General features: G+C 42.9%; 10 protein-coding genes. 7 read left to right on the forward strand and 3 right to left on the reverse strand.

The window, feature by feature from the left end:
• Positions 1-409 precede the first annotated feature (409 nt).
• Complete coding sequence (locus tag ACM0OZ_RS46140) at positions 410-637, forward strand: hypothetical protein (RefSeq protein ID WP_414589685.1); 228 nt, start codon at positions 410-412, stop codon at positions 635-637.
• A 446-nt stretch (positions 638-1,083) separates the two neighbouring features.
• Here the strand turns inward: ACM0OZ_RS46140 and ACM0OZ_RS46145 are convergent, their stop codons facing one another.
• Positions 1,084-1,266 carry a hypothetical protein gene (locus tag ACM0OZ_RS46145; protein WP_414589686.1) on the reverse strand — a complete coding sequence of 61 codons (183 nt, stop codon included), beginning with the start codon at positions 1,264-1,266 and terminating at the stop codon, positions 1,084-1,086.
• A gap of 415 nt (positions 1,267-1,681) precedes the next feature.
• On the opposite strand from ACM0OZ_RS46145, the gene ACM0OZ_RS46150 reads away from it, so the two are divergent.
• The 4 genes from ACM0OZ_RS46150 to ACM0OZ_RS46165 all read left to right on the forward strand — a co-directional run bounded on the left by ACM0OZ_RS46150 (position 1,682) and on the right by ACM0OZ_RS46165 (position 7,190).
• Complete coding sequence (locus ACM0OZ_RS46150) at positions 1,682-2,479, forward strand: hypothetical protein (protein ID WP_414589687.1); 798 nt, start codon at positions 1,682-1,684, stop codon at positions 2,477-2,479.
• A 311-nt stretch (positions 2,480-2,790) separates the two neighbouring features.
• On the forward strand, positions 2,791-2,955 hold the full coding sequence (locus ACM0OZ_RS46155; protein WP_414589688.1) for a hypothetical protein: 165 nt from the start codon (positions 2,791-2,793) through the stop codon (positions 2,953-2,955).
• Positions 2,952-6,488 (forward strand): plasmid replication protein, CyRepA1 family, encoded by a 3,537-nt coding sequence (locus ACM0OZ_RS46160; protein WP_414589689.1) that lies wholly within the window; start codon positions 2,952-2,954, stop codon positions 6,486-6,488. The genes ACM0OZ_RS46155 and ACM0OZ_RS46160 overlap by 4 nt, the downstream gene beginning before the upstream one ends.
• A 222-nt stretch (positions 6,489-6,710) precedes the next feature.
• On the forward strand, positions 6,711-7,190 hold the full coding sequence (locus ACM0OZ_RS46165) for a hypothetical protein (protein WP_414589690.1): 480 nt from the start codon (positions 6,711-6,713) through the stop codon (positions 7,188-7,190).
• Positions 7,191-7,382: 192 nt separating this feature from the next.
• Here ACM0OZ_RS46165 and ACM0OZ_RS46170 read toward each other — a convergent pair whose 3' ends face one another.
• Positions 7,383-7,745: a hypothetical protein gene (locus tag ACM0OZ_RS46170; protein WP_414588976.1), complete on the reverse strand. Its 363-nt coding sequence runs from the start codon at positions 7,743-7,745 to the stop codon at positions 7,383-7,385.
• Between the two features lie 727 nt (positions 7,746-8,472).
• Positions 8,473-8,757 carry a hypothetical protein gene (locus tag ACM0OZ_RS46175; RefSeq protein ID WP_414588977.1) on the reverse strand — a complete coding sequence of 95 codons (285 nt, stop codon included), beginning with the start codon at positions 8,755-8,757 and terminating at the stop codon, positions 8,473-8,475.
• A gap of 858 nt (positions 8,758-9,615) precedes the next feature.
• Between ACM0OZ_RS46175 and ACM0OZ_RS46180 the strand changes: the two genes are divergently transcribed.
• Complete coding sequence (locus ACM0OZ_RS46180; RefSeq protein WP_414588977.1) at positions 9,616-9,900, forward strand: hypothetical protein; 285 nt, start codon at positions 9,616-9,618, stop codon at positions 9,898-9,900.
• 727 nt (positions 9,901-10,627) lie between these two features.
• Entirely contained in the window at positions 10,628-10,990 is a 363-nt protein-coding gene (locus ACM0OZ_RS46185; RefSeq protein ID WP_414588976.1) for a hypothetical protein, read from the forward strand.
• Positions 10,991-11,130 lie beyond the last annotated feature (140 nt).

An 11,130-nucleotide genomic window follows, 5' to 3' on the forward strand; every position in this document is an offset into this window, starting at 1 on the left:
ATGGAAAAATGCTAAAAACCCAGTTCCTAGCCAACTTGTGAGATTACCGAAAACATTATTACCAGCCATAATCTTTACTTCAAGATTGCCGAAAGTTTCCATGTATCTCTACAGAGAGTTAAATAGTCATTCCTGAAAATGGTGATTACAATACTCAAATATTAGCTTTTGATAGAGGGCTTATCATTCTTTATTGCAAGTGTACCAGCTAAGCCTAACCAATTCCAGAGTGTTTTTGCTGATTGAAAATGCAGGGTGACGGGTAGAAATGGTCGCGCTAAGACGTAGTACACTTGAAGGCGATCACATAAAAGCCCAACTAGTTAATACTATAATTGGTTATGATATATCGTAACTAGATAGCAGGTGAGGAAGTGGAGGTGGAACGGAAGAGTGAAAGAATGAGGATGTGATCGCCCCCTTTGCCCTCATCGCCCTTCACCCAATCCCCATCGGTAGCCACGCGTCTACAGTCATTAAGTTTGGTAGCCACTCTTCAAGTATCAAGCTGTTTGGTAGCCAGGCATCTCCAGTGATTGAAATCGGTAGCCAGGCATCGGTAGCCACCCTTCAAGTATCAAGCTGTTTGGTAGCCACGCGTTTACAGCAGTTGAAATTGGTAGCCATGCGTCGGTAGCCACGCGTCCTTAAAATATTGATATACAAGGGTTTTGGTAAGGGTTTTGGTTTGGTAGCCACGCGATGGTAACCATGCATTTTTTGTACTACAAGCGTAGTATTTGTAGCGGTAGCCACGCGCAGGATGCCCTACAAGGCGTCTTGCCTACTTGAATGATGGATACTTCATCCTAGTACCCCAAAAGCAGATTGCTGGCAAAAATTAGCGGTGGTTTCTATGGGTTGTTGGCATGGGTTCCTATGGCACGGTAGCTACCTATAGCTCATGGGAAGTTAAGGACTAATAACTAGTAACCAGGAATAACCAATACTCTTTATATATGACGCCTGGCTACGGACGGGTACGTAATATACGGGTAAGAAGTATTGTACTGAAAGGAAGTTAGGATGAAATCACACTAACTATGTCTAAGTGAACAGCAGTTGATTCTGTAGTACGGGTAGTTAGTGTAGTAAGATGCGGTGATGCGAAGTCTGGCGAAGTGGCGGAAGTGGCGATCGCAGAAAGAGGCAACCAGTGATGAGACTGTAACCAGTTATGGAGCGAGATAACGGGATTTTGTAATGGAGTGTGCGGGAGATTTTCGAGATGTGCGATCGCACATCTAATGGCGATATCTGTAGCATAATGTAGCCACCGTAGTACTAAAAATCTGGCGAGGCCTTGACAATGGTAATAATTTATGAGTGAAAGTAAGGTTAAAACGAAGACTATCCTAACTAGTTATGATAAGGGGAGCGATGTGCAGCGATGGGTTGTAACCAGTTATTACAGACATAGGAGATTGGTCAGAAGGTCGTAACTAGTTAATATAGATAGGGTAGAGTAAATGGGTGTCGTGATAAAGGACGAAAGCGCGAAAGCTACAACCCTTACTCAGCAAGGATTGTAGACGTAACTAGTTATTGCAGACATGGGGATGTAGGTCAGAAGGTTGTAACTAGTTATTGCAGACATGGGGATGTAGGTCAGAAGGTTGTAACTAGTTATTGCAGGCATGGGGATGTAGGTCAGAAGGAAGTCTTAGACGAATTTGATGATATGTTGAATGTTGGTTTTGAGCTTAAATGGGAAAAAATCGGAAGCAATGACTCATCATCTTCAGACAGAGAACGCATTGCTAGATATATATGTGATACCCCAGACCTCACAAAGGCGGACTATAGTGATGTTGAAAATATTAAAGATATTTATATCGAGTGGTTAAAGTGCAAAGATTTTGCTGTGCGTATTGCAAAATGCTTTCTGGCAGGCAGAGGAAATCCGGAAAACCCAATATTAAAAGACTTAGAAGAAGGATTAATTGATGAATGGATGCATGATGCCGTTTGGCTTTGTGCAGATTACTACGAAAACTACTGGAAGCTTATAAGTATTAAATGGCGAACGATAAAGGCAGCTTTTGATGCAAATTGGGTAAATTATCCGTTTACTTCTCCATACGAATTAATGCTGCGAATAGTCGATGAAGACTTAACAGACCCTTTCATACATTGGACATCCCAAAAATTCAAGCAATTTTCACAATGTCGCGACAAGCAAATGTATAAATTGCTTCGTAAGTTTTATCGGTCATCACTAGACAACAAGGAACAGAAACAGCTAGACAAACTGCTTGCCGAACATAGTCCAAATACTTGGACTGGTCGGCTAGATTGCCTATGTCGCCTTTTAGCTGACAAGGGTGATTGCTACATTGCTACAAGAATGCGGATTAGGGATGAGATATGCGACGGGAAAGCCAAGCAAAATTTAAAAACCCACTGTGATCCAAAATTAAATCACTATAGAACTCCCTCACATTCCTGGATTAATGGACGGCGTGAGCGACTGTCCTAGCGGCTTAATAATTCTTAATAAACAGACATCCTTGAAAAGGAGTGTCCAATAGTCTTATCTTTCAATTAACTAACATCCAATCACAACCTAGTAAAGCGGGTGACAGCCTTTAGCTTTCGGGTAGTAGCTCAGTTTACGAACTCCACCAAGAATGGTTGACAGCCATTCAACCCAGCTGCGGATGACACCCAGCAGCAAACTTATTTGTTTAGATTCACTTTTATCTTAAGCTGAGTTACTGCCTAGCCACACCAGAGGCTAAAAAAGTTAAGGGCTGCACATCCCGATAACCACAAAGGGAGGCACAGCCAATGAAAGAAAAAAAACTTTTAATTGTCAATATTTTACCACGGCTCGGTGGTTTAATCAAGCAAAAACGCCTCACAGAGATACTAGAAGGGCTTGAATATCTCGGATACTGCGGCGATGACGCGACAGCTTTGCTGGCTTATCTGCAAACGGGGGTGGCGTCATGAAACGTCCTCCCAACGGATTTGGTACGCCAAAACTTAAGGCTCCCAACTCAGCAAAAACGGAGCTACGCAAGCTATTAAGAACAATTAAAAGCAAAAACAATGCCGCGAAAGATACACTGCAAGAAATCAGAGGAATTGGAGAAAATAGAGAAAAACCAAAAGATAATTCAGGAAGCGGTCAAGCTTCTCATGCATCCTCCTGCGCTATTGGCAAAGAACAAAGCGCAGCAAACCATCAAAGCGATGCCATACGTAACTATACTGGAGGACAAAAAGGGACACAAGCACGTGATCATGCACTGGGATTGGGAAATGTTAGCCATGTGCATAGAGAAGAGTGGCTTGCATCCTGCGTCGATCCTGACATCATCGACCTGAATGTCAAATCTTTATCTGGCAACAGTCCCTATGATTACCTTTGCTACTCAGAGGACTTGCCACGCCTCAACACGGGCGCGTTAAGTCGTTTTTGGATGAAGCGCTATGTCCATACATACAAAGGCGGATGGTGGTGCAATGGTATAGATGTACTGACAGGCAAAGACTCCCTATGGGGATGTTTTAAATCGGACGAAAAGCATATTGACGGAGAGGGAAAAAGTGTTAAATACGAGCATCCCCCAAAAATTGCCACCGAAATATTTGCCCTAAAGATTCCCCATCGTCTATGGGAACTAATCGCGCGTCGGTACGACGTGGCACTGCCCGAAAACTATCAGGAATTGCCTCATAGCGCGTTTTGGCAATGGGTAATCAATAACCCTCAAATCCCTGTGATCATAACTGAAGGTGCTAAAAAAGCGGGTGCGGTGCTTTCCTGCGGTTACGTGTGCATCGCTGTACCAGGCATCAATAGTGCATACCGTCAGCCCAAAGATGAGTTTGGAGAGTCACAAGGCTTCGCGGCACTCATCCCACATCTGCAAATCCTTGCCCAAAAAGGAAGACGGATTTATTTTTGTTATGACGAGGACCTGAAGCGCACGACCACGAAAGCCGTTAAAAATGCCATAACCAAGACGGGCAAACTGTTTAGCTTCCAAGGATGTGAGGTGAATGTCATCAGTTGGCATCCAACAATGGGCAAAGGAATTGATGATATTCTCGCTTCCTTGGGTCGTGAAACTTTTGATGAACTGTATCGCAATGCAGCAAGTTTTGATGATTGGCAAAGTAAGCAGTTACGTCAATTAAGTTACACACCGGATTTGACTATAAATCAGCGTTATATCGGGGAGATTGTACCACCTCCGAGCGCTCAACTAATTGGAGCTCGAGCGCCAAAAGGATCTGGAAAAACTCAATGGTTGAAATTCTTGTCAGACCCAAGGTTGCGTAGTGGCGAAGGGAGAGTATTATTAATTACGCATAGAATACAGTTGTCTTTGCAAGGCGCGGAAAGGTTGGGATTACCTTACATTACCGACCTCCGAAGCACAGAACAGGGTAGTTTATTCGGCTACGGTTGTTGCATAGACTCCATACATCCCGAATCACAAGCACACTTTAACCCGAATGAATGGCGGGGAGCTTGGGTCATTATTGATGAGGCGATGCAGGTGATTTGGCATCTGTTGACTAGCCCAACGTGCGCTCAAAAGCGCGTTGTGATCATAAAAACCTTGCAAGAATTACTTAGAACTGTTGTTACTACTGGCGGCAAGATTTTTATAATGGATGCCGACTTAAGTGATGTTGGTATCGATTTTATTGAGGGGTTACTAGGTTTTTCTCCAGAAAGATTTTTACTAGTTAATGACTACAAATTTAACGAACCTTGGACAATTCATAGGTTTGGGGGTAAAAATCCAGCTAAGTTAATTGGGTTACTTGAAAAGCGAATAAAAGCTGGTGAGAAGGCACTCTTATCGGTAAGCGGACAAAGGACAAAATCTACATGGGGAACGCAAGTTGCCGAAGAACACTTTCGGAGAAAATTCCCTGATTTAAAAATTCTTAGAATTGATAGTGAAACTGTTAGCAATCCTGAACATCCGGCGTATAGGTCAACCAAGAATATTAATGAAATTGTGCCACTATACGACCTTGTCATTGCGTCCCCAACAATTGAAACAGGAATTTCTATTGATGTTCCACATTTTGATGGCGTTTGGTTCATTGGGCAAGGTGTACAGACTTGTGATGGAGTAAGACAAAACCTTAGCCGTGTACGTCCTCCTGTGCCGCGATATGTTTGGATTAGACCACAGGGGATTAGTTTTGTAGGAAACAAGGGGACGACCCCAAATGCATTAATTGCTGGTCAGCGAAATGTAGATAAAGCACATCGAGCGAAACTTTTAGAATCCGGATTGGAGATGCCAGACGGGAATTTTCTGCCCATCTGTTTACAAACTTGGGCGAAGAAAGCATCTGTAATCAACATGGGGATGTACTTCTATGAAAGAACCATCCTTGATGACCTAAAACAAGAGGGACATATTGTTGTTGATTGGGATGGTAATGAGGAGATAGCGCCCGATTCAGTTAAGGAGGAAGTTACTTCTGTCCGTGATGAATTGTACAGCAAATATCAAAATGATGTAGCAGAAGCAAACAAGTTAACTAACACTGAATTTGAGAAACTTTCAAAGCAACAAGAACGACGTACCAATGAATTATTAGAACTTCGCAAAGCTGGAATTGAACGCAAATATTTAATTGATTGTACGCCCGGCTTAGTCAAAAAAGACGACGATAAATGGGGGACTAAACTGCGGCTGCATTACTACTGGAAAGACGGAAGAGAATATTTGAGCTTCCGTGACCAACAAATATTTGAAAAGTCCATTGTTCACGGGCAAGGTGATTACTTCGTACCCGACAACAATAAGTCACTACTACAGTTAAGGGTTGCGTTGCTTGATTATTTGGGAATTTCTCAACTATACGAAGACCACGGATTCCATAATGACCATCCAGTCGTTTCAGAGATTTTTGATAAGATAAAAACCAATGTACGCCATATTCAATCTGTAGCAGGGGTTGACCTACGGCAGCAAGTTCGAGACGGTAAACACAAAATTGCTGCAATCCAGCATATTCTTCAAATGTTGGGGCATAGAATGATCAATTATGCTCGTAAAGGTACACGGGGGAAACAGATTCGCTATTACTCGGTTCCTGCCTCTGGATTCAAAAAGAACGAGGAAACCAAGAAACCGCTGTTAGATGATCGCGGATTGCCCATCCCAGAATCAGATGGTCGTGAGCCAGTGTTTGAGGCTTGGCTGCAACGCGATTTTGAAGCAAAGCGCAAGTGGGAAGAGGAAAAACTTCAAGCACAGAAACAAGCAGAGGAAGCGCTAGAGATAGCGAGACGTGGTGAAGCGGCACGGGAGGCAAGGGAAGCGCGAGAACGAGAGCAATTCCTGGGACTTGTTGAGATGTTGGAAGCTTGCGAGAATAGAGAGATGCTCAATGATATCCGGTCTATTTCTATTTACTCACGTGATTTGCTCAAAGCAGCTGCGAAGCAAGTGTCTACGGAGCAACGCGATCGCATCCGTCAATGGGTAACTGTAGTATCATAACTATAATGTTACAGGCAAGTTAGGATGATTTCATGCACATTTAAATAATATGTATTTAAGAGTACTTAAACCACGTAAGCGCTAGATTTTCCAGTATCTCAATTGCCGAATATGCCACCAAAGCAAATTGAAGTTATTGATAATAAGATTCGGCTGAAGGTTGTAGAAACACAAAATCGTAGACGCTGGTAAAAAGAACGCTGCAAGAGGTAGGAGTGGATTATGCCAAGATGGACGCCGGAAGCACGGCAACGGCAAAGAGAGTTAATCCAAGGTTTTCGCCCGTGGGAATCTGCAACCGGGGCAAAAACTACGTGGGGTAAGTTTTGTGCTTCTAATAATGGGTATAAAAGTATGCCGAAGCTATCTAGTGCAGATGAAGATCGTGGTACACTGATTTCAGCCGCAAAGGGACTACTTGAAATTTTGAAACTCAAAATAGAAAAAGGGTTTCAACCTTCTGAAGAAAATTTAAAGGATTTTAGACTAGCGCTAAAAGTGTTGTATAAATTTGGCGCTGAGCAAGATGTCTTCCATTATGGCGAAGTTTTTAAAGAGCTAGTTCCGTCGTTCGAGAAAGGCGAAATACCCCCAGGGATTCCGAATTCTGACATGGACGAAGATCTTGTGATTGCAGCGACGGCACTAAGAGGGATTATTCAGCAATCACTGGAACAGGGTAAACTGCCCACACTGACATGACGCTTCGCCATTGATAAGAAGGTTTTATCAATTATGGCGGATTGATATTCCGCCGGAAATTAGTTGGAGGTGGGCTTATGCGATCGCCGCTTCGCCCTCCAATCCACTTTCACTGCTTTTACGGCATCGCACTAATGCTTACTGTAACAGGGCTAGCGGGATTTTATTTATCTGAAGTTGTCTTCTTTAAACTTATTTATCTTTTAAGATATCTTCTCTATAAAATTTCATCATAAACTTAGTTTCTTGTTCTCTGGCTCTATCTATATCGGCATTAATTCGGGTTTTTTCTTCAGCGGTTTTATCCATCGTCAAAATAACTCGATAAGCTTCAAAAACATAGTACACATCATCACTTAATTTGGCTTCATCTTTTTCGCGTATTCTTTGACCCAAGTAGAACGTTGAAAAAGCCGATAGACTACCTAATTTAGAATAGTCATTTGACTTTTCACAATCTTCAAACACCTCGTAGACTTGTAGAAGATAATTGCCGAAATAATCTTTAAGTATTAATGTTGCTGCTATCATTTTAAATTCTTCAATTGGACTCATAAGATTTGACGCTCCTATTTATTACATTTATTTGAAGGATTTTTCGATTCTTATTTATTGTTTCAGGCTGGAAACTATGCCCTATTGTAAGATTGCCACACCTGCAAGCGCGATTATCCCTTTTTAGGCGATCGCATCCCCACCTCTGTCACCACCTCCACCATTCGACCATCGGTAGCCACCCCTCAAGTATCAAGTTGTTTGGTAGCCACGCGTCGGTAGCCACGCGTCTACAGTAATTGAAATCGGTAGCCACGCGTTGGTAGCCACGCGTCTACAGTCATTAAGTTTGGTAGCCACCCCTCAAGTATCAGGTTGCTTGGTAGCCAGGCGTCGGTAGCCAGGCGTCCTCAAAGTGTTGATATACAAGGATTGCAAATTGGTAGCCACGCGTTGGTAGCCAGGCGTCTTTTGTACTACAAGCGTAGTATCTGTAGCGGTAGCCACGCGCAGGATGAGCTACAAGGCGTCTTACCTAGCTGAATGATGGACAGTTCATCCTAGTACCCTAGAGGCGTCTTGCTGGTGCAAATAAGCGATGGTTTCTATGGGCTGTTGGCATGGGTTTCTATGGCACGGTAGCCACATATAAACATGGGAAGTTAAGGACTAGTAACTAGTAACCAGGAATAACCAATACTCTTTATATGTGGAGCCTGGCTACGGACGGGTACGTAATATACGGGTACGAAGCATTCTACTGAAAGGAAGTTAGGATGAAATCACACTAACTACATTTAAGTGGAAAGTATCGACCGCTGTAGTACAAGTAGCAAATGTAGTGAGATGAGTTAATGCGAAGTCGGGCGAAGTGGTGTGGCGATCGCACAAAGAGGCAACCAGTGATGAGCTTATAACCAGTTATGGAATAGCGTAACGGGATTGTGTAATGTTCGGAACAACGTGTAATGTTCGGAGCCGAGTAGGAGGTGTGGCGGAAATGTTCGGGGTTATACTTGGCTACGCTCGGAGGCGGTGAGGCGATCGCATAAAAGGGCGATATCTGTAACACTATGTAGTAATTGTAGTAGTAAAAAACTGATGAGGGCTTGACAATGGCAGCAACTTATGAACGAGAGTAAGGTCAAAGTGGAGGTTGTGTTAACTAGTTATGATAAAAAGGGCGATGTGTAGCCATAGGACATAACTGGTTATTACAGACATAACGACATGGGTCAGGAGGTCGCAACTAGTTATTGCAGGCATAATGAAGTAGACGGGATATCGTGATGGAATGCGAAGACGCGAAAGCTGAAATCCTTATGCAGCAAGGATTACGTATATAACTAGTTATGCAAGCATAGGAATGTGCGTAACTAGTTCAATGCAGACATAACGAGATGCCATAACTAGTTACGCAACTATGAGAACGTGACATAACTAGTTAACCCAGACATAACGAGATGCCTCAAAAAATCATAACGTGTTTGTCCGGTAATCTAGATTACCGGACAAACACGTTATGATTTTTTGAGGCATCTCGTTATGTCTGGGTTAACTAGTTATGTCACGTTCTCATAGTTGCGTAACTAGTTATGGCATCTCGTTATGTCTGCATTGAACTAGTTACGCACATTCCTATGCTTGCATAACTAGTTATATACGTAATCCTTGCTGCATAAGGATTTCAGCTTTCGCGTCTTCGCATTCCATCACGATATCCCGTCTACTTCATTATGCCTGCAATAACTAGTTGCGACCTCCTGACCCATGTCGTTATGTCTGTAATAACCAGTTATGTCCTATGGCTACACATCGCCCTTTTTATCATAACTAGTTAACACAACCTCCACTTTGACCTTACTCTCGTTCATAAGTTGCTGCCATTGTCAAGCCCTCATCAGTTTTTTACTACTACAATTACTACATAGTGTTACAGATATCGCCCTTTTATGCGATCGCCTCACCGCCTCCGAGCGTAGCCAAGTATAACCCCGAACATTTCCGCCACACCTCCTACTCGGCTCCGAACATTACACGTTGTTCCGAACATTACACAATCCCGTTACGCTATTCCATAACTGGTTATAAGCTCATCACTGGTTGCCTCTTTGTGCGATCGCCACACCACTTCGCCCGACTTCGCATTAACTCATCTCACTACATTTGCTACTTGTACTACAGCGGTCGATACTTTCCACTTAAATGTAGTTAGTGTGATTTCATCCTAACTTCCTTTCAGTAGAATGCTTCGTACCCGTATATTACGTACCCGTCCGTAGCCAGGCTCCACATATAAAGAGTATTGGTTATTCCTGGTTACTAGTTACTAGTCCTTAACTTCCCATGTTTATATGTGGCTACCGTGCCATAGAAACCCATGCCAACAGCCCATAGAAACCATCGCTTATTTGCACCAGCAAGACGCCTCTAGGGTACTAGGATGAACTGTCCATCATTCAGCTAGGTAAGACGCCTTGTAGCTCATCCTGCGCGTGGCTACCGCTACAGATACTACGCTTGTAGTACAAAAGACGCCTGGCTACCAACGCGTGGCTACCAATTTGCAATCCTTGTATATCAACACTTTGAGGACGCCTGGCTACCGACGCCTGGCTACCAAGCAACCTGATACTTGAGGGGTGGCTACCAAACTTAATGACTGTAGACGCGTGGCTACCAACGCGTGGCTACCGATTTCAATTACTGTAGACGCGTGGCTACCGACGCGTGGCTACCAAACAACTTGATACTTGAGGGGTGGCTACCGATGGTCGAATGGTGGAGGTGGTGACAGAGGTGGGGATGCGATCGCCTAAAAAGGGATAATCGCGCTTGCAGGTGTGGCAATCTTACAATAGGGCATAGTTTCCAGCCTGAAACAATAAATAAGAATCGAAAAATCCTTCAAATAAATGTAATAAATAGGAGCGTCAAATCTTATGAGTCCAATTGAAGAATTTAAAATGATAGCAGCAACATTAATACTTAAAGATTATTTCGGCAATTATCTTCTACAAGTCTACGAGGTGTTTGAAGATTGTGAAAAGTCAAATGACTATTCTAAATTAGGTAGTCTATCGGCTTTTTCAACGTTCTACTTGGGTCAAAGAATACGCGAAAAAGATGAAGCCAAATTAAGTGATGATGTGTACTATGTTTTTGAAGCTTATCGAGTTATTTTGACGATGGATAAAACCGCTGAAGAAAAAACCCGAATTAATGCCGATATAGATAGAGCCAGAGAACAAGAAACTAAGTTTATGATGAAATTTTATAGAGAAGATATCTTAAAAGATAAATAAGTTTAAAGAAGACAACTTCAGATAAATAAAATCCCGCTAGCCCTGTTACAGTAAGCATTAGTGCGATGCCGTAAAAGCAGTGAAAGTGGATTGGAGGGCGAAGCGGCGATCGCATAAGCCCACCTCCAACTAATTTCCGG

Source organism: Scytonema sp. PCC 10023 (assembly GCF_963920835.1).
Lineage (GTDB): Bacteria > Cyanobacteriota > Cyanobacteriia > Cyanobacteriales > Nostocaceae > Kalymmatonema.